At 39.9% G+C, this 19,085-nt stretch carries 25 protein-coding genes; 11 read left to right on the top strand and 14 right to left on the bottom strand.

The window, feature by feature from the left end:
• Window positions 1-8: 8 nt before the first annotated feature.
• Window positions 9-644, bottom strand: a complete 636-nt coding sequence (pyrE, locus tag ESA94_RS16205) for an orotate phosphoribosyltransferase (protein ID WP_129131986.1) — start codon at window positions 642-644, stop codon at window positions 9-11.
• A 211-nt stretch (window positions 645-855) separates the two neighbouring features.
• Between pyrE and ESA94_RS16200 the strand changes: the two genes are divergently transcribed.
• Window positions 856-1,473, top strand: coding sequence for an NUDIX hydrolase (locus ESA94_RS16200; protein WP_129131985.1), 618 nt, complete (start codon window positions 856-858; stop codon window positions 1,471-1,473).
• Between the two features lie 173 nt (window positions 1,474-1,646).
• Here ESA94_RS16200 and ESA94_RS16195 read toward each other — a convergent pair whose 3' ends face one another.
• Window positions 1,647-2,042 (bottom strand): VOC family protein, encoded by a 396-nt coding sequence (locus ESA94_RS16195; protein WP_129131984.1) that lies wholly within the window; start codon window positions 2,040-2,042, stop codon window positions 1,647-1,649.
• A 194-nt stretch (window positions 2,043-2,236) separates the two neighbouring features.
• Here ESA94_RS16195 and ESA94_RS16190 point away from each other — a divergent pair, with 194 nt between their 5' ends.
• The 4 genes from ESA94_RS16190 to ESA94_RS16175 all read left to right on the top strand — a co-directional run bounded on the left by ESA94_RS16190 (window position 2,237) and on the right by ESA94_RS16175 (window position 4,366).
• Window positions 2,237-2,506 carry an RNA recognition motif domain-containing protein gene (locus ESA94_RS16190; protein WP_129131983.1) on the top strand — a complete coding sequence of 90 codons (270 nt, stop codon included), beginning with the start codon at window positions 2,237-2,239 and terminating at the stop codon, window positions 2,504-2,506.
• 38 nt (window positions 2,507-2,544) lie between these two features.
• Window positions 2,545-2,793: a short-chain dehydrogenase gene (locus ESA94_RS16185; protein WP_129131982.1), complete on the top strand. Its 249-nt coding sequence runs from the start codon at window positions 2,545-2,547 to the stop codon at window positions 2,791-2,793.
• A 27-nt stretch (window positions 2,794-2,820) separates the two neighbouring features.
• Entirely contained in the window at window positions 2,821-3,201 is a 381-nt protein-coding gene (locus ESA94_RS16180) for a hypothetical protein (protein ID WP_129131981.1), read from the top strand.
• A 91-nt stretch (window positions 3,202-3,292) separates the two neighbouring features.
• Window positions 3,293-4,366, top strand: coding sequence for a 3-oxoacyl-ACP synthase III family protein (locus tag ESA94_RS16175; protein WP_129131980.1), 1,074 nt, complete (start codon window positions 3,293-3,295; stop codon window positions 4,364-4,366).
• Between the two features lie 2 nt (window positions 4,367-4,368).
• Here the strand turns inward: ESA94_RS16175 and ESA94_RS16170 are convergent, their stop codons facing one another.
• Window positions 4,369-5,619 (bottom strand): DEAD/DEAH box helicase, encoded by a 1,251-nt coding sequence (locus tag ESA94_RS16170; protein ID WP_129131979.1) that lies wholly within the window; start codon window positions 5,617-5,619, stop codon window positions 4,369-4,371.
• A gap of 373 nt (window positions 5,620-5,992) precedes the next feature.
• Between ESA94_RS16170 and ESA94_RS16165 the strand changes: the two genes are divergently transcribed.
• Window positions 5,993-6,436 carry a cold-shock protein gene (locus tag ESA94_RS16165; RefSeq protein WP_129131978.1) on the top strand — a complete coding sequence of 148 codons (444 nt, stop codon included), beginning with the start codon at window positions 5,993-5,995 and terminating at the stop codon, window positions 6,434-6,436.
• 12 nt (window positions 6,437-6,448) lie between these two features.
• Here the strand turns inward: ESA94_RS16165 and ESA94_RS16160 are convergent, their stop codons facing one another.
• The 11 genes from ESA94_RS16160 to ESA94_RS16110 all read right to left on the bottom strand — a co-directional run bounded on the left by ESA94_RS16160 (window position 6,449) and on the right by ESA94_RS16110 (window position 14,221).
• On the bottom strand, window positions 6,449-7,393 hold the full coding sequence (locus tag ESA94_RS16160; protein WP_129131977.1) for an ABC transporter ATP-binding protein: 945 nt from the start codon (window positions 7,391-7,393) through the stop codon (window positions 6,449-6,451).
• 71 nt (window positions 7,394-7,464) lie between these two features.
• The gene (locus tag ESA94_RS16155; protein ID WP_129131976.1) at window positions 7,465-7,899 is read right to left on the bottom strand and encodes a hypothetical protein; all 435 of its coding nucleotides are present in this window, start codon (window positions 7,897-7,899) and stop codon (window positions 7,465-7,467) included.
• Window positions 7,900-8,049: 150 nt separating this feature from the next.
• Window positions 8,050-8,367, bottom strand: coding sequence for a CHY zinc finger protein (locus ESA94_RS16150; RefSeq protein WP_129131975.1), 318 nt, complete (start codon window positions 8,365-8,367; stop codon window positions 8,050-8,052).
• 19 nt (window positions 8,368-8,386) lie between these two features.
• Window positions 8,387-8,773 carry a DUF3037 domain-containing protein gene (locus tag ESA94_RS16145; protein ID WP_129131974.1) on the bottom strand — a complete coding sequence of 129 codons (387 nt, stop codon included), beginning with the start codon at window positions 8,771-8,773 and terminating at the stop codon, window positions 8,387-8,389.
• Window positions 8,751-9,548 (bottom strand): HipA family kinase, encoded by a 798-nt coding sequence (locus ESA94_RS16140; RefSeq protein WP_205755995.1) that lies wholly within the window; start codon window positions 9,546-9,548, stop codon window positions 8,751-8,753. The genes ESA94_RS16145 and ESA94_RS16140 overlap by 23 nt, the downstream gene beginning before the upstream one ends.
• Before the next feature lie 60 nt (window positions 9,549-9,608).
• The gene (locus ESA94_RS16135) at window positions 9,609-10,052 is read right to left on the bottom strand and encodes a GNAT family N-acetyltransferase (RefSeq protein WP_129131973.1); all 444 of its coding nucleotides are present in this window, start codon (window positions 10,050-10,052) and stop codon (window positions 9,609-9,611) included.
• A gap of 7 nt (window positions 10,053-10,059) precedes the next feature.
• A complete protein-coding gene (locus ESA94_RS16130; RefSeq protein WP_164972767.1) occupies window positions 10,060-11,286 on the bottom strand; it encodes an FN3 domain-containing metallophosphoesterase family protein in 1,227 nt (408 codons plus the stop codon).
• Window positions 11,287-11,570: 284 nt separating this feature from the next.
• The gene (locus ESA94_RS16125) at window positions 11,571-11,972 is read right to left on the bottom strand and encodes a hypothetical protein (protein ID WP_129131971.1); all 402 of its coding nucleotides are present in this window, start codon (window positions 11,970-11,972) and stop codon (window positions 11,571-11,573) included.
• A gap of 563 nt (window positions 11,973-12,535) precedes the next feature.
• The gene (locus tag ESA94_RS16120) at window positions 12,536-12,934 is read right to left on the bottom strand and encodes a DUF3997 domain-containing protein (protein WP_129131970.1); all 399 of its coding nucleotides are present in this window, start codon (window positions 12,932-12,934) and stop codon (window positions 12,536-12,538) included.
• Window positions 12,935-13,103: 169 nt separating this feature from the next.
• A complete protein-coding gene (locus ESA94_RS16115) occupies window positions 13,104-13,730 on the bottom strand; it encodes an endonuclease III domain-containing protein (protein WP_129131969.1) in 627 nt (208 codons plus the stop codon).
• A gap of 38 nt (window positions 13,731-13,768) precedes the next feature.
• Window positions 13,769-14,221, bottom strand: a complete 453-nt coding sequence (locus ESA94_RS16110) for a VOC family protein (RefSeq protein ID WP_129131968.1) — start codon at window positions 14,219-14,221, stop codon at window positions 13,769-13,771.
• 157 nt (window positions 14,222-14,378) lie between these two features.
• On the opposite strand from ESA94_RS16110, the gene ESA94_RS16105 reads away from it, so the two are divergent.
• The 5 genes from ESA94_RS16105 to ESA94_RS16085 are packed head-to-tail and all read left to right on the top strand — an operon-like array spanning window position 14,379 to window position 18,940.
• A complete protein-coding gene (locus ESA94_RS16105; protein ID WP_129131967.1) occupies window positions 14,379-16,004 on the top strand; it encodes a beta-N-acetylhexosaminidase in 1,626 nt (541 codons plus the stop codon).
• A 19-nt stretch (window positions 16,005-16,023) separates the two neighbouring features.
• On the top strand, window positions 16,024-16,521 hold the full coding sequence (locus tag ESA94_RS16100; protein WP_129131966.1) for a hypothetical protein: 498 nt from the start codon (window positions 16,024-16,026) through the stop codon (window positions 16,519-16,521).
• A 54-nt stretch (window positions 16,522-16,575) separates the two neighbouring features.
• Window positions 16,576-16,821, top strand: coding sequence for a hypothetical protein (locus ESA94_RS16095; RefSeq protein WP_129131965.1), 246 nt, complete (start codon window positions 16,576-16,578; stop codon window positions 16,819-16,821).
• On the top strand, window positions 16,806-17,102 hold the full coding sequence (locus ESA94_RS16090) for a type II toxin-antitoxin system RelE/ParE family toxin (protein ID WP_129131964.1): 297 nt from the start codon (window positions 16,806-16,808) through the stop codon (window positions 17,100-17,102). The genes ESA94_RS16095 and ESA94_RS16090 overlap by 16 nt, the downstream gene beginning before the upstream one ends.
• An 8-nt stretch (window positions 17,103-17,110) precedes the next feature.
• On the top strand, window positions 17,111-18,940 hold the full coding sequence (locus tag ESA94_RS16085; protein WP_129131963.1) for an AAA domain-containing protein: 1,830 nt from the start codon (window positions 17,111-17,113) through the stop codon (window positions 18,938-18,940).
• Window positions 18,941-19,085: the final 145 nt, after the last annotated feature.

The raw sequence follows: 19,085 nt of genomic DNA, 5'->3' as shown, positions 1-19,085 counted from the left end.
AGCTGAAATTACTCCATTCCCTTCCAATTGGCGGGATCGGCACTCCATTTTAACAAAACTTCCTGTTCGCCTGCTTCCACAATCTGTTTATCAATTGCCAGCTGAATAAGCGTTGGGTAATTAGTGAGCGATTTATACTCTACAGCTGCTGTTGCAAAAGCATTTTTGGCTGCGTCAAAACCGTAGTTAAAAATTGAAACCATGCCAATCACATCCACACCGGCAGCTTTCAACACATCAACCACCTGCAGACTGCTTTTACCGGTAGAAATAAGATCTTCAATAACCACTACTTTCTGTCCGGGCTCGTAGGCGCCTTCTATCTGATTACCCAACCCATGCTCCTTTGGTTTTGGACGAACATAGATATACGGCAATTTCAACTGATCGGCTGCCATTGCACCCCAGGCAATACCTGCCGTAGCAACACCCGCCAGTAATTCTGCATCAGGAAACTGTTCGAAAATAACATTGCACATTTCGCTTTTTATAAACTCACGCACATGCGGAAACGATAACACCTTCCGGTTATCGCAATAAATAGGACTTTTCCAGCCACTTGCCCAGGTAAAGGGCTCTTTTACATTTAACCGGATGGCCTTAACTTGTAACAGTTTCTCGGCTACAGCTTGTTCATTTGTCATGCGGCAAAGGTAGGGGAACAAGCGAGAAGACTAAAGGTGTAAGGCTTAAGAAAAACCAATGCCCAAAATCCAAATAATAAGAAAAGGCACAAGGATCAAGAAGAAAACCCAAAGACAAAAAAGAAAACGCAAAGCAAAAGCAGCCTGCAACCTGAAACCTTAAACATGCAACCTGTAACACGTAACTTGCAACCCAAACCTTAAACCCTGCATGTATATCAAAATCTATTTTGGCGACAAACCGGTTTTCCTCTGCAATGAATTGGATGAAACGGTTGAAGAATACAGGCATCACCCCGATGCGGTTTTTATAGATGAAATATCGGGCCACGCCATTAAATCATTATTGCATGAAATTGCAAAAGAAGAGTTTCATGCAGGCATACTGCTTCATTCCAATCTCGATGAATTGAGGAAAGTATTTTTCAAACATTTTACATTAATAACTGCAGCGGGGGGACTTGTTGAAAACGAAAAAGGCGAATACCTCCTCATCTACCGAAGAGGTAAATGGGATCTGCCTAAGGGCAAACTGGACCCGGGTGAAACAATTGAGCAATGTGCCGTACGGGAAGTAGAGGAAGAAACAGGTTTGCAACAACCGGAATTAAAAAAACTTATCACTATTACCTATCATACTTATAACGAATTTGGTAAACACATACTTAAAGATTCGCATTGGTATAAAATGAAGGTGAAGGGACCACAAACCACCAAGCCGCAAACAGAAGAAGATATCTTAGAAATTAAATGGGTGAAAAAAAAAGAGATTGAGCAATATCTAAACGATACATTTCCATCGATAAGGGATGTATTGGAGAAGGTTTGAGTTTTTGGGTTTGATCGTTCGCCTTGCTTACAATGCTTTAACACACAGAACGGAGGTACAAATAACTCAGATGCCCTTGGATCTTGGTTACGATAATTATCGGGATTGTTTTTTGAACATTGGGCATTGGATCCAGCTCCTTGGTTTTTCTTGATTTTTTTTCCTTCTGCCTTTTACTTTTCCCCCGGTTCAATCATATCCCAAAGCGTACCATAGAGGTCTTCAAATACAGCTACTTTGCCAAAGGCTTCAATCGAAGGCTCACGCACAAAGTTTACTCCCTCGGCTTTCATACGTTCATAATCACGCATAAGATCATCGGTATGAAGGAAAAGAAATACCCTGCCTCCTGTTTGGTTGCCTACACTTGCCAGCTGCTGCTCATTAGCCGCTTTCGCAAGGAGCAGATAAGTAGTACTGTTACCGGGAGGTGCCATTACTACCCAACGCTTGGTTTCGCTTAAAACTGTATCCTCCACTAAACGGAATAATAATTTATTACGGTAAAAAGCAATGGCTTCATCGTAATCTTTTACTACCAGGGCCAGTTGAGCTATTCGTTGCTGCATATTGTATTTATAAATGTGGCAAGTTAAGATGTTCCGTACTTGCACCTTTCAAAATAAATCAGTAGTAACGAAAAAGAAAGGCTACCTTCAATAATCATTTGAGTAATCTTTTGTAAGCGAATTATACCATCGTCCCTCTTATTTTTCTTTTACACCAGCATTTAGCTCAACGTTTTACATTCAAATTAATCAGAATGAATATTTATGTCTCCAATTTAGGCTTTGCTGTAAAAGATGCAGATTTAAGCCAGTTATTTTCATCTTATGGCCAGGTATCATCAGCAAAAGTTATAATTGATCGAATGACGAATCAAAGTCGTGGATTTGGTTTTGTAGAAATGCCTGATGACAATGCTGCTAATACTGCCATTGCAGAATTAAACGGAAAAACTGTTGACGGACGTGCCATTAAGGTAACAGAAGCAAGACCCCGTGAAGAAAGGCCTCGAAACGACCGTTGGTAATTATTACTTCAACCTCTTAATAATAAAATAAGTGCAGCATGACGAATGACATGATTGAAAAGTTCATTGAAACAAGAAAAAGTAAAAAAGTAAATATTTTTTTTAAGCAAAGAAGTACGGTAAAAGGTATCTTTATCCACAACAACGATTACGAAGAACTGAAGAATAAAAATTTTTGGCGAATTGTTTCTGAAGCAAAAATAGAAGAATGGAGCCGTACAAAAGATGCAAGCCTTGCCCGTATTTTTAACGGTGCAGAATTTACTAAATTAAGCGAAGCTATCTGAGTTGTTTGTTTTATTAATCCCCTAAATATGTTTACACAAACCTGGCGAAAGTATTTACCCGTTATTCAGATTTTACTGAAACGATCTGCTCAAACTGAACAATTATTGCAAATGAACCATACCGATTTTGAACGTGCATCGGGAGGTCGCAAAACAAGATATAGTTTCAATAAACTGGAATTGGATAATGCACGCATGATTGGCCAAATGAAGCAACCACCATTTGCAAAAGAGTTTGCTGCATTTTTGCTGGAAGATGAGGCTACAAAACGCATACTTGCAGGTAAAAAGATTGAGTTTTCGATGACAACTGCGTTTTCACTTTCAATTAAACAGCTGGAACATGAAACTTTATCGGAGACTAATGAAATAATTACTGAAACGGATGAAGCAGATACAGCCGAATGATCTTTTCAAGTTTTAGCAATGATACCTCATTGCAAATAATTTTTCTAATGCCTGCACTAATGCAGGCATTTTTTATCGATAACCATATTTTATGCAACGCTCCATTATTACAGGTACAGGTTCGTATATACCACCTGTTGTTCAAACAAACGCAGACTTTGCAAAGCATCTGTTTTATACAGAAGAACATGCACCCTTATCTACTCCGCCTGATGAAGTAGTTGAAAAGTTTAAGCAGATTACAGGTATTGAGGAACGCCGTTATACAAGCGACGATTTAAGTACGGCCGATATTGCTGCCATTGCTGCCAAAGAAGCAATTACAAAAAGTGGTGTAGATCCTGAAACAATAGATCAGATAATTGTTGCGCATAATTTTGGTAATGTATTAAAGCATACGATACAAACAGATGCCGTTCCTTCGCTGGCAGCATTGGTAAAACATAAGCTTGGTATCCATAATGCCAACTGCGTAGCATACGATATTTTATTTGGCTGTCCCGGCTGGCTACAAGGTGTAATACAAGCCGATGCTTTTTTTAAAGCCGGTATTGCAAAAAAAGCATTGGTAGTTGGTGCAGAAACTCTGTCACGTGTAATTGATATTTACGATCGTGACAGCATGATCTTCAGTGATGGTGCAGGTGCAGCTGTAATTGAATACAATAACACTACAGAGAATGGCTCTGGCATACTAAGCACATCAGTGCAGACACATGCACTCGAAGAGGTTAATTATATTAACATGGGGCCATCGTTTTATCCTGAAAGTGATCCGCATGTACGTTTTATAAAAATGAAAGGGCGGAAAGTGTATGAATACGCTATGAAATATGTGCCGCAGGCAATGAAGGATTGTTTAGATAAAAGCGGTTTATCCATTCATGAACTGAAGAAAGTATTTATTCACCAGGCAAATGAAAAAATGGATGAAGGGATTATTAACCGCCTGTACAAGTTATATGGCATCAATACCGCACCCGAACATATTATGCCAATGAGTATTCATTGGCTGGGTAACAGTTCGGTAGCCACTATACCTACGCTGTATGATCTTGTAAGAAAAGCTGAAATAAAAAATCACCAGCTTATGGCCGGTGATGTAATTATGTTTGCCTCTGTTGGAGCAGGCATGAGTATTAATGCTGTTTGTTACCGCTACTAATACTATCGTTGCGAAAATGTTTTGCCGTAACGGCGTCCGCCACCTCTTGCCTGGTTTTGTATAACAGGAATAACGTTGGTATTGGTTGTAGCCACAGGTGAACTATGCATGGTTACAATATCGTACGGATGACCTTTGATAACCGGTATTTCTTTTTTGATGAGCTTTTGAATATCGGTTAAAAATGTTTTCTCGCTCCAATCACAAAACGAAAATGCAACTCCGCTTGCTCCTGCCCTTCCTGTACGGCCAATACGGTGTACATAAGTTTCGGGAACATTTGGTAATTCGTAATTGAGTACATGCGTCAACTCATCAATATCAATACCACGTGCAGCAATATCGGTTGCAACCAGTACACGTGTTTTTCGTTTTTTGAAATTGTTCAATGCTGCCTGCCGTGCATTCTGCGATTTGTTACCATGAATAGCTTCGGTACGGATGCCGTTATTGTTTAACTGGCGTGCAAGCTTATCGGCCGCATGCTTCATTTGTGTAAACACCAGCAACGATTCAATGGATGCATCTTCCAGCAACTTCACCATCAATGAAAGTTTGTTTTGCTTCTCAACAAAATAAACCGACTGTTGAATAATTTCGGCAGTAGAACTTACCGGAGTAACTTCTACTTTCACAGGATTTGTCAACAACATATTTGCCAGCTGTTGAATCTCTTTCGGCATGGTTGCAGAGAAAAACAATGTTTGACGTTTAGCAGGAAGCTTGGCAATAATGCGGCGCACATCCTGCACAAAACCCATATCCAGCATACGGTCTGCTTCATCCAAAACAAAAAACTGAATGGTGCTTAAGTTGATATGCCCCTGCTGCATCAGATCGAGTAAACGGCCGGGTGTTGCAATCAAAATATCTACACCACGCTTTAATGCCTGTACCTGGCTGAACTGCGGTACACCACCAAAAATTACCTGGTGACGAAGATTTAAAAAATGCCCATATGCCTTTACACTTTCGCCGATCTGTATAGCCAGCTCACGTGTAGGTGTAAGAATTAATGTTTGTAATTGCGCATGCTTTCTTCCACTTTCCTGCTGTTGCTGATGCATTAACTGCAATACAGGTATAGTAAACGCTGCGGTTTTACCTGTTCCGGTTTGTGCACAGCCTAAAAGATCGCTACGTTGAAGAATAGGTGGGATTGCTTTTTGCTGAATGGGTGTTGGACTACTGTAGCCCTCTTTGCTCAAAGCCTGCAATACAGGCTCAATGAGCTGTAATTCATTAAATAACACGAACTAAAATTTAAAAATTAAAAATGTGATAAGGCTATCAAAATGAAATGATACTTTATCTGCCTTAGGTTAACATATCACATATTTGAGGAGAAGGATACTCACAAACAAGGGAGAGATAACAATAAGAACAGCAAAGGTAGGCTATTTGGCCCGCTTTCGTTGTTTTATTTTAAAATGGAAGTCTGTACCCCTTGTTTCTGCAGGCAAATAATAACGTTCAGCAGTTTAAAGCTTATACTCTGTTGCGAAAGACTTAACTTTACATTGAACGCCACCACACTGTTCTTTCTTCTCCGGAACAGTTACCGATTTTATAAAACAGGCTTTAAAACAACTATAAACTGTAAACTAAAAACCATAATCTTTTATAATGGCCGATAACTGGAATAAAAAAGAAAGAGAAAAGAAAAAGCAACAAAGCAAAAAAGAAAAAGAAGAGCGTAAGCAGGAACGAAAAGAGAATGCGAAAGGCAAATCTTTCGATGATATGATTGCTTATATTGATGAGAATGGAAATATTTCAGATACGCCACCCGATTTAAGTAAGGTTAAAGAAATAAACCTGGAAGATATTGAAATTGGTGTACGCAAACAGGAAGAAGCAGATCCTGCCGATTTAATACGTACCGGTATTGTTTCTTTCTTTAACGAATCGAAAGGTTATGGGTTCATTAAAGATCTTTCTTCGGGCGAAAGCATTTTTGTACACATTAACAGTTTAGCAGAGCCTGTTAAAGAAAACAACAAAGTAACATTTGAAGTTGAACAAACACACAAGGGCTTAAGTGCAGTAAATGTTAAACGGGCCGGATAAACAACTAAGCAATTACACTACAAGCTTAACATAAACAGTATCGCCTTTTTGAACGCTTATTCCTACTTGTACAAGGAATAAGCGTTCTTTATTTACAGCAAGCTGTAATACACTGTGCGAACCACGATAATTTACCATTTCAACAATTGCTTCAACTGCATCATCGGTTTTTGTTGTTAGTTGCAATTGATGTGGACGAAGTAATAGTTCGGATCGATCACTTTCTTTTTTAAACAATGCCGCATCAACAGAACTATACTCTCCCAGTAATCCGGCAGCATATTCATTAACCGGATTTAAATATACTTCTGCAGCACTACCCTGCTGTATAATTTTTCCTGCCTGCATTAAAAAAATCGTATCGGCCCATGAAAGCAGATCGGCAGGATCGTGCGATACAAGTATAAAACTGGTGTTGAATTGTTTGCCTGCTTCTTCTACCACACGCTTCATGGTAGCTTTGTGCATTACATCAAGATTGGAAAACGGTTCATCCAGGATTAATAAAGAAGGAGAAGTAATAAGTAATCTGGCTAAAGCAATGCGTTGTTTTTCGCCACCCGATAACTGGTGTGTACGGCGGCGAAGCAAATGATCAATTTCACAAACAGAAAAGATGCGGCTTGCTTCTTCTTCTGAAAGTTTGTTGGCCATCTCTAAAAAATCATTGACCCAATAGTTATTCCGTAATTCAAAATGCTGTGAGAGGTAACCGATTCCGGGATGCCCGGGTATCAACTGATCGAAAGGCCCCAATACTTTTTGCCCTTTGAAATACATTTCGCCGGCATCGGGTTGCACAAACCCGGCAATCATTTTTAAGAGTGTTGTTTTACCCGAACCTGTTTCGCCTGCAATGCCAATTTTCTCAAATGGCTTCTGTACAAAACTGATTCCGTTTACGGCATCTGTTTCTCCTTCTTTCTTAAAAACATTTCTTACTTCGAGTAAACCCATGCCCGAAAGTAAAACAGAAAGGATTAACAGCAAACAGGCGTTTCAAAAATGAAACGCCTGTTTGTTTTCTGTTATTCATAAAAGTGTTGCACCAGTGAATTGGAGATCACTTTGTAATCATCATCTTTCAATATCAACTGATAGCTGTTATCAATTGCTTTGATATTGGGATTTGACAAATGCTTTTCATTATACGGACGGATAAGATCGGTTTCTTTCAACAGTATTCCTTTATCATCATACACTCTTGAGAAAATGCGGTATTGAAAATGCCAGGGATTCAGTTGATCGTCTACGCCTTTTGAATCGTACGAATCATTAAAGCCTTCAAAGATCAGTTCACTCGCATATTCAGGATGTTCCTGCAGCTCATTGGTAATTTCAATCATTTCATCCATTTGCGGATCGCCATGAACAATACCACTATCCCAGATTGTTTCGCCATTGAGAAAAATTACAAGACGATTATCAACATGCTTTACATTAATCCAATATTCCCGTTTCATGATTGATGTGTTTTATAAGTGATGTGTTGAATACAGACCTAAAATTCCATCAAACACAAAACACAACGAATGACCAGTATTAGAAAATTAACTGATTAAAATACATGAAGAATACTTGCAGAAATGATAAAAATCAGCAGCAGTCCTGCATTACAAGTCGAAATAAAGATGATTGTGATTGCTGCATTTGGGATTGAAAGCTGCATTACAGTTGGGGCAACAGTAACCGCTGTTGAGGTATTGTTTGATGGTTAACTCTGTTTTGCAGACTCCACAAAGAATAGCTTTTGTTTCCAGCTCATTCGCCTGCCAGCGCTCTGCTGTGTGCCCGGCCGTTTCTTCGTGACAGAAATAACAGGGATAATACGTGTTGCAGCATTTAAACTTAATGGCAATAATATCCAGCTGCGATTGATAATGTTCGCATCTTGTTTCATCATCTACCGGTTTACCTTTTAGTTCGATCATTACAGTTGTATAAAGATGATTAAACAAGTACAAGCTTTTGCAACAGCTTTTCGGTAGTAGCAGAAAGATCGGCACACAAACCGGGATGCACAGCCGAAGATTGCACAATGGTACTACGCTTAGCTGTTAACCAACGGAACCTTGCTGCATGATCGAGCTCTGCAATGGGACTGTTTCCTTTAATGCCTTTGCTTATTTGTTCGTAGGCCTGCAGATGCATCTGCACATCTGCCAAATCAATTTCGGGATCAATGGCGAGCAAACGTTTTTCATCCAGCACATATTTCATATCGAGAAATGCCGGCCGTTTGCAAAAAACGATCACACCCACGTTGAGGAATTCCTCACGCTCCACACGTGGCACAACACGTATTACGGCATACTCAAATATGCACTTTTCCTGCATTGATGGCTTCGTTTACAAATATGGATGAATGTTGTATTCTGTTGTTAAGAAACTGTACATATACTTCACGCAATGCAGCAGCATCTTTTGTTTCATGTTCATTTGCTAAAAAACTATCAGGCACAACCGATACAATAGCCGCAATCCGTTCGGGAGTAAGCACAGCTTTCAGTTGTTCATCAACTTCCTGCAAAAGTCTGGCTTGTGGTAACAGCACATGATCTTTGATTTGTACAAACGGCCGCATCGATTGCTCCTCCCACTGGTAACCCGAATGATGAAAGTATAAGGCAGCACCATGGTCGATGAGCCAGAGTTCGTTTCGCCAGGTGAGCATATTGGTATTGCGTGCTGTGCGATCTACATTGGTGAGCAATGCATCCAGCCAAACAATCTTAGAAGCAAGTAACGGTTCTGTTTTGTTTACAGCGGGATCGTACGTAATTGCACCGGATAAATAATGCAGACCAAGATTCAATCCCTGGCTTGCTTTGAGCAGATCCTGAATTTCTTCATCGGGTTCCATGCGGCCAAAAGCTTCATCCAGTTCGGCAAACACCACTTCAGGAACTTTTAAGCCTATGGCTCTTGCAATTTCAGCACCAATAAAATCGGCAACCAATGCTTTCTTCCCTTGCCCTGCACCACGAAATTTCAGTACATATAAAAAACCATCGTCTGCTTCTGCAATTGCAGGCAACGATCCACCTTCACGCAAAGGTGTTACGTAACGCATTACCTGCACAGTTCTGATATCGGGAGGAAGTACTGACAATGAAAATAATTTCTGCTAAACTAAAGCAAGATGATGGTTCGGCAAAAACAGAGAATCAAACTAATTGTTTATTGAAGTTGCCATCTGCATATGGAGCAAAGGAAAGGGTTTGCCTGCACCATCCAGTTCGCTTCTGCCGGTAACAGTAAAACCAATATGTTTATAGAAATCAACCGCCTGTTGGTTTTGTTCGTTCACATCCACTTTATCTGCAGCAAGCTCCTGCATACAAAAACGAATCATCTCCCTTCCTATTCCTTTTCCACGCACATCGGGATGGAGAAACAACATTTCGATCTTACCACTGTCTACTCCGGCAAAACCACAAACATCTCCATTTGAAAGTTCGTACACATGCACAGGTATTAACGAAAATACATGCGGCAGAATCTGTTTTATTTCCTGTAGATAAGCTTCGGGCAAAAAATGATGGGTTGCACGTACCGAAGCTTCCCACACATTAATGAGTGTTGCATGATCGTTTTCTGTTGCAGGACGTATCATAAAAGCACTAACGTTTTATAAGATATTCACCAACCTGTTTTCCCGAATCATCAAGCATTTGCAGTTTCAATTGCTGCATGTTAGCTTTTACCTTTATTAAAGTCCGGGCACCTGTTCTCGGACCGCCACCAATTACAAGCGGATATTGATGAATATCGTTAGGTGGATATACTCCCCATTTGTGTGTATGACCGGAGATAACCAAATCCACTTTGTACTGATTGAACAACGGTGTAAATAATTCACGACAATGCAACTCGCCTTTACCTCCTGTGGTATAATGCGTAGGGATATGCATCTTCACTACTTTATACGGCGCATTTTTATATTCGTCCGATTGCAATACCGTTTCAAGCCATGTGGCTTGTTTTTTCCGAAATGCTTCACAATCTACAAGACCTGCAAAAACAGCAGCAGCATCTTCTTTATCTTCTCCTGTATCAAGCACAATTACAAAAACAGGTCCGTGCCGGTAAGTGAAAAATGGACCTTTCGGAAAAGAAAAATAGTTTAGCATTTCTCTTGCGTATTTTCCTCGTATATCATGGTTACCTCTTACAAAGATCATTGGCTTTTCTGCTGCAAAAGTTTCTGCACAGGGTTTAATCATGAGTTCAATAACCTGGTCTTCGTTTTCGATATCATCATACATGTCGCCATTTAAAAACACATAATCAAACGGTTCGTTTTTGTTAAGCCCGATCATATGCTCGTACGATCCTCTTACATCATGAATATCGTTTAAGATGAGCCAACTTGTTTCGGCAACCTGCTCATCCATTGTTTTAAACTGGTAGAATTTGCTGTAAATGGTTTCGCCGTAAACAACTTTGTAAGGCTGAAACTCGATGATGTTTTTAGATGCAACACGATAGTAATACGTTGTACCGGGCTTAAGATCACTCAGCTCTATTTCGTGGATGCGTGTGTTGGCATTTACAAGTCCGTTAGTGGTTGCATGTTCTTTGTTCGTAAGCTTTTCTGTTTCGCCATACTCAACCCAGCTGTATGCTTTTAAATTGGTAATACAACGTATGTAGGCTTTTGAAGATTCAAGTGTTACTAAATAAGGATTGGTAAGAAAAACATGCTTATTTCCGGGACCGGGCTCTACTTCGGAAGGCTCATTGTTACAACCCTTCATGTAAATGAAACCCGCAGCACCAACACCTGCAATTTTTGCAGCGTTGGTTAAAAATTTACGACGATTAAATGGCGGTTTTTGGTTTTCCATTAAAAGGATGGTTTTCATTACAGCAGATATAAGTGCTGCGCTTCAATATTACAACCATCGCTTAAATTATACAAATCGGGTTTACGGTTTCTTTGCTGGTGCAGGTCTCCCGACCTGTACATGGCCGTTACTTTTTTGCAATAGTTTGTTGTAGCAAGATTAATAACGTTTGGCAACAGGTCAGAGACCTGCGCCAGAGAGTCACAAAAGCCCATTAGGATTAGTATTGATGAAAACAACAACTAAAGTTGACTAGATGACGTTCAGCCAACAACTGCCGATGATTAGCGATTTGTTCTTTTTAAAAGCTTGTCTAAATCTGCTGCCGTTTTTTTCTTCAACCGATATAGCACAATTTTCGAGTCTCCGGCGTCGAAAGTTAAACTGTCGCCTTCAACGGTTATCCACCCAACATATGCAAATGATTCTGAATTGTCGAACTTCACACTGAGCTTAAGGCTATCTAGCCGATAAGCAAATGCCTTGTTTCTATCATAATAATAAACAGAGTCATAGTTGAAACGCCAAACTCGAAGATTAGTACTGTCATGCCAATCTCCATTTAATTGATGTCGCATATATTCATCTACCGCTTTATTCGTTCCTGTCGAGTTCTTACCGTCACCACAGGCCCAAAAAGTATTTAACAAAATAAAACACAAGGAAAGAGTAAAGTTATTTTTCATTCGAATCGATTTCAAGTTGCGTCTAACGGAAAGGGCTTAAAGATACAAAAGCTCATTGTTTATTCTGTTGCTTGGCGTTATTTCGCTTGTGCAGGACCTTTGCTGGTGCAGGTCTCCCGACCTGTACATGGCCGTTACTTTTTTTGCAATAGTTTGTTGTGGCAAGATTAATAACGTTTGGCAACAGGTCAGAGACCTGCGCCAGAGAAGGGCTGGAACTGAAGCTGATTAGCGAACAAAAAGTTAAGAATACATTCGTCGCCCCGCCATATTGCCAAACCGCCTGTTGTAGGCAGTTTTATTTTGTCAGTCGTAAAAAGTAGCCTCTGTCGGAATACTCTGGTGTTGAAAGTTTCCACAATTGTCCGCACACAACACACTCGTAAACTTGATAGCCTATATCTTTCCAGGCTGTGTCAACAAACTTGCCCATTTTAATACTTTTGTCATTAGCGATTTTCTTTGTCAACACTAAGTCAAACTGTTCAAAGTCAGCTTGTGTAGGAAAAGATTTTATTTCATCATTAAAGCATTTGTCACACATAATTGATTCTTCAATTTTGTCAATATTCGGGATAGAACATATCAAACTTGATATTCTCAATTTTTAGCTCTTGTCTTAAACTGTCAAAGGATTTTTTATTTAACGGTCCGTAAACTGGTTTGTCTTGGAATGAGTTGTCAGAAACTGTAATGATGTAATAATTTGTCGTGTCTGTATGTACTGTCACAATATTGCCTTGCTTAATGGGCTGTTGTTTAGCAATTATAAAATTGGAGTTGTGTCCTATTTCTGAAACGTAAGCAGGTATGATTTCTTCACCTTTATTAATACTTCTTGTTTGCGGAATGTCTATCCAAACAGTTTCATACTCGCCAATTATTTTGCCGCTATCGCTGTCAAACAAACAACTTGAAAGGAAAATTGATGAAAAAATAGTGATGAGAAGTTTGAGTTTCAAAACTGTAACGGTTTGTCAAAAAAATTGCCTACAACACAAATATATATATGATATTAGAAGCTGGGGCTGGAAAATTCCGAAACTGGAAAACAATGATTTAGCGTTATCCTTTTTGTATTGTTGTTAGTACAATCCGCATTTAAATAATCACGCAAAAATCTTTCACAAATCAGCCATTCGCTTTATAATATTCACAAACCGTATTCATTAAACATTTTTCGCAATTAGGTTTTGGTCTGCAAATTTCCCTTCCTAAAAAGGACATGGCCATACCTGCATCCCAGTCTTTTTGCGGCAGTGCTTCCATAATCTGCTTTTCTATTTTCTTGGGATCAGTACCCGTTGCAATACCTAAACGTGGAGCCACACGCACTACATGCAGATCAACAATTACACCTTCAGCAGGCTTACCGCTTTCACGCAAAATAACACAGGCTGATTTGCGGCCAATACCCGGCAGTTCAACCAATGCATCAAGTGTTTCAGGAATATTGCTGTCCTTCTTTATCTTTTCAGCAATACCTGTGAGCCATTTTGCTTTATTTCCAAAATTGCGCACCTTACTGATGAACGGGAACAAGGTTTCTTCTGTTGCTTTCGTCAACGCCTGCATATTTGGATACGCTTCAAATAATTTAGGTGCAAGACTATTGATGTTGCGATCGCTGTCCTGTGCCGACAGTACTACCATTACCATCAGCTGGTACGTATTCTTGTAATCAAGCGGATGTTGTTTGCCTTTGTATTTCTTCAGCAAAGGCTTCATTGCTTCGGGCCAGTTGGTTGTAGCAGGCATGATGAAGGGTTTATGTTGAAATGGTAATCTACAAAAAATTACTGAGCTGCTTTTTCAAGATCGGCGATGATGATCTTTTTCATTTGTAACATCGCCTGCATTACACGTCCTGCTTTTTCACGATCAGGATGTCCCAGCAGCTGGCCCAATACCGGAGGAACGATTTGCCAGCTTAAACCAAACTTGTCTTTCAGCCAGCCACACATACTTTCCTCTCCACCGCCTGCGATAAGGCTGTTCCAGTAATAATCAATTTCTTCCTGTGTTTCCGCATTCACAAAAAAAGAAACAGCTTCATTGAATTTAAACATAGGCCCGGCATTGATGCCTTTAAATTCCAAACCGTTCAATTCAAATTCAACTCCCATTACCGAACCACCGGGACCGGGCATGGTTGATATCTTTTTTGAATCTTTAAACACAGACAGATAAAAGTTCATGGCTTCTTCTGCATTACCATCGAACCATAAGAAAGGAGTGATCTTTTGCATGATAATTAGTTTTATTGATTAACAGAACAAACATAAAATCATTTTGCAAGGATTAAAAGGTGTTGGTGCGACAAACTAAAGGCCGATTACGACAATCGTTTTTGTTAAATGACGCTGCTGTTTCCGTCAAAAAATCAACAGTTGCTATCTTTACCGCATGCACAAACAAACGCTTTTCGTATTCCTGCTGCTTCTTAGCAAAACAATCAATGCACAGCAGTTGAATACTATTGTTCCGGTTCCTGTAAAAACAGAACAGCTGAATGGACAGCCTGTAAAACTTACTACAAATGCAGTTATTTCTTTTGATGACATCTTTACACAACAGGCAGCTTACCTGCAACAGCAATTACAACAGCAATGCGGTTTGCAAACAATTGCACAAAACCGAAAGGATGCAAAATCAAAAGCATCGATTTCTTTACAGTTCAGCAATTCGATTTCAAAAGATGAAATGTATGTGCTGGAATCGCAACAACAGCAGATCATCATCAAAGCAAAAACAGTAAGAGGAATTGTGAACGGTATTCAAACCCTTTTACAATTACTGCCATTAAAACAAACTGCTGTTGTTGAAGTGCCGGCCTGTCGCATTTTTGATTATCCTCGCTTTGCCTATCGTGGAATGCATCTCGATGTGGTGCGTCATTTCTTTCCTGTTTCGTATGTGAAAAAGTATATCGACTATTTGACCTTTCATAAGTTCAATACGTTTCACTGGCATTTAACCGATGACCAGGGTTGGCGGATTGAAATGCTCTCCTATCCCAAACTCAACAGTGTTGGTTCATGGAGAGATTCAACACTCATTGGTCATTTTAAAGATGCACCTGCACGTTACGAACACAAACGTTACGGCGGTTATTATACAAGAGCCGAAGTAAAAGAGATCATTGCGTATGCTGCAGTGCGTGGCATTACCATCATTCCTGAAATTGATATTCCCGGTCATAGCCGTGCAACCATTACTGCTTATCCTGAGTTAAGTACCGACCCAACCAACAAATGGGGCGTTGCAGCAACATGGGGCATGTACAACAGAGTAAACAATGTATTGGCGCCAACACCTGCTACGTTTGAATTTCTGCGCAAAGTATTTCATGAAATAGCTGATCTGTTTCCATCGCCTTATATTCATGTGGGTGGCGATGAGTGCAGTAAAATGTGGTGGAAACAAAGTGCGACTACGCAACAGTTCATCAAACAAAATAAACTGAAAGATGAAGTGGCTTTGCAAACTTATTTTATTGAGCAGGTGAGCAAATACCTGAAAGAGAAAAACAAAAAAGTGATCGGCTGGCACGAGATCATGGAAGGCAAACTCGATACATCAACCATTGTGATGAACTGGGCCAACGATGCAAAAGCAATTGAAGCGGCGAACAAAGGGTTTAATGTTATTATGACGCCGGGCAAACCTTATTACTTCGATCATTACCAAAGTAAAGATCCGAAAGATAGTCTGGCGATTCATGGTTACAATCCCCTGGAAGCAGTTTATAATTACGACCCTGTTCCTGCATCCATCAAACAAAAAGGACTGGCTGATAAAATATTGGGCGGACAGGCAAACGTTTGGACCGAGTACATGGAATGGACAACGAAAGTTGATTACATGGTTTTCCCACGTATGACTGCTGTGAGTGAAAGTTTATGGAGCATGCCCTCACAAAAAAACTATACTGATTTTTTGCGCCGGTTGAAAGCAACCGTTATTCCACGTTATCAATACTGGAACAGCAGTTGGTTTAAGGATTTTGAAAAATGGCCGGCGGAAAAGTAATTTTATAAAAAGCGATCTTATGCGAAACGACGATCTACACGAATTACCTCCATGGGATGACGATGATGAGTTTGAAGAAGAAGAAGGTGAAAGCTGGAAACCAAAACCTACAACGGAAGCATGCAAAGCCATGTATGTGCAATGGAACGATGTGATGACGGTATTGCGTGCAGCAATTGACTCCATGCCAGATACCGACAATGAAGGTTTGTACGACAAAGAACACATGGATTACCTGAAAGGTTCTGTGTTAGGCGATGCGTTTGAAGTGGCGGTGAAAATTAAAAGTTCGGAAGTTGGTTTATATACCATTCGCATGGAGAATGCTTCGATCATTCGGAAGAATGCACAATACATTAAAATTTCCACCAATGGTTTTTTAGAAGATGGATTGATGAGTGATGAATACCGGAGAGTAATACGTGAAGAGATCGACAAGTTCAGAGAATTGTTCAAACATTGGGTGAGTACTTTTGAAAAAGATGAGTATGAAGATGAATGGGGATTGTTTATTTGAATTCCGTCATGCTTTTACCGGAAATAAAAAGTAACTTTATTAAAACGCCAATACATGGGAGCGAAAGAATTAAAAAAAGAACTGGTTGCATTAATTGAAAATACCGATAACGAAGAACTCCTTTCATTGTTGAAAGAAGATTTGGTGTTTTATGGAAACACCAAGAATAACGACGTTACTGATCACTTGAACAGCAAGCAATTAAAAGAGCTGGAACAGCTTGCAAATGAAGACGATTTTAAAGATACCGTTACGCTGGAAGAATTTAAAAAAGCTACGGATAAATGGCGCTCGAAGTAATTCTCAAAAAACGTTTTCTGAATAAACTGACCAAGACTTTAGCGTATCTTGAAAAAGAATGGACGCATGAAGTAGCAGTTGGCTTTCTCCAAAAAATTGAAAGAAGACTTGATCAGCTTTCAAAACAACCTTATTTAGGAGCTCCCTCATCAAAAGTAAAGAACATTAGAGCCATCCTTATTACAAAGCACAACAAGATGTACTATAAAGTGATGGGTAAGTACATTTTCATTTTAAATATGTACGACACAAGAATAAATCCTTCCAAAAATCCGTATTAACTTGCGGCATGCATCCGCACATTCAACGTTTACTGCAGTGTATTGATCTCGAAGAAAAGGAACAGGCCAACCGTTACAAACTCGATCAGACACATTCGTTAAAACAACTGAAAGCCGAAGGGCTTGCTCTACATCCCATTGTTGTTACTCGAAAAAACTTTGGTTATGCCGATTACCCGGAGATCACATTCAAGCTGCAATTTCCTCCGGAAGCAAATCTATTTCGGGATGGTGCCGCCATTGAATGTTTTGTGACGGGTGAAGAACCGATCAAAGGCGTGCTGCTGAATTTAGATGGCAAGAATGGTGAGTTCCGTTTGTTTGCTCCTGATTTTCCTGATTGGATAGAAGATAATGGCGTAGGCATCAAACTCGCTCCGGATACACGTACCACCAGCATTATGAAAAAAACATTGCTGGACCTGGAGAACAACAAACCCAACTACAAACTGTTTGAGCAACTGCACGACAATAATGCATTGCTTGATCATGAACAACAGCACTCAAACAATAACGCAACATTCAGTAATAAAGGTTTGAATGAAAGTCAGCAGCAGGCTGTAACAGCTATTCTGAATAATGAGCAAGTAAGCATTGTGCATGGTCCTCCCGGCACGGGCAAAACAACAACTTTGATCGAAGCCATTGTGCAGTTGGTACAAAAGGGAGAAAAAGTATTGGTGGCTGCACCGAGTAATACTGCTGTTGATCACTTATCGAAAGGATTGTTGCAGCAAGGCATTAATCTCCTGCGTGTTGGTAATGCAACAAAGGTTGATGAAGTTATTTTCAATCATACTCCCGAAGGCAAACTCAACAACAGCAAAGCGCTGAAAGAAATAAAAGAATTAAAAAAGCGGGTCGAAGAATTTCGCCGCATGGCCTTGAAATACAAACGCAGTTTTGGCAAAGCAGAAAGGGAACAACGCAACCTGTTGTTTAAAGAAGTAAAAAGCATCCGCACCGAAATAAAAAAACTGCAACACTACAACGAAGAAAGACTCTTTGACGATGCACAGGTAATTGCAGGCACACCAATTGGTTTGTACGATGCTGAACTTGGCAACCGAATATTTACCACATTGGTGATCGATGAAGCAGGACAATGTATTGAACCATTGGCATGGTGTGTATTTCCATTGGCTGAGAAAATAGTGTTGGCGGGTGATCATTGGCAATTACCACCAACGGTGTTAAGTAACGAAGCAGCCATACTTGGCTTTAACCGTTCAATTCTTGAAGTGGCGATCGATAAACTGCAATCAGCGTCCTTGCTCAACATTCAATACCGCATGCGCAAGACCATTGCGGGTTTCAGCAGCAGTTATTTTTATAATGATCTCTTGCATACGGCCGAACATCTTGCCGATACAGGTGTGCATTTAACCTTTATTGATACAGCAGGTTCGGGTTACAATGAAACTCATGGACCGGATGGTGTGAGTCTGCAGAATGAAGGTGAATTGAACATTGTTCGTCAGTTGATGGAACGGGAGCAACTGGATGCACAGCGTACCGCATTCATCTCTCCTTATTCCGGACAGGTAGTTGCTGCTAAGGAACAATTAGCAAAAGGTTTACGCATCAGCACCATCGATAGTTTCCAGGGACAGGAAAAAGAAACAATCATTGTTTCATTGGTGCGAAGTAATGATGATGGAACTATTGGTTTCTTAAAAGATTACAGGCGTATGAATGTAGCGATCACCAGGGCAAGGGAACAACTCTTTGTTATTGGCGATAGTGCAACGGTTGGAGCAGATCCTTTTTATAATCAATTTCTGACCTATGCTGAAAAGCATGGGACGTACAGAACGGTTTGGGAGTTTGATCTGTAGATTTTTTTCCAGCAGACAATAAAATGTAAAAAGAAGGATCGTATTAGTGTATTAGCTTTTGTTGAATTTTCATCTGTAAATCAAATGATTTTTCACCAAGAAGGTACGTATATTTATGTGTTGTGCGTCATTTAAGCGGACACTT

It is taken from the genome of Lacibacter luteus (assembly GCF_004118265.1).
Taxonomy (GTDB): Bacteria; Bacteroidota; Bacteroidia; order Chitinophagales; family Chitinophagaceae; genus Lacibacter; species Lacibacter luteus.
The sequence above is the reverse complement of the archived record's forward strand: the minus strand, read 5'-3'. Positions and strand labels throughout refer to the sequence as shown.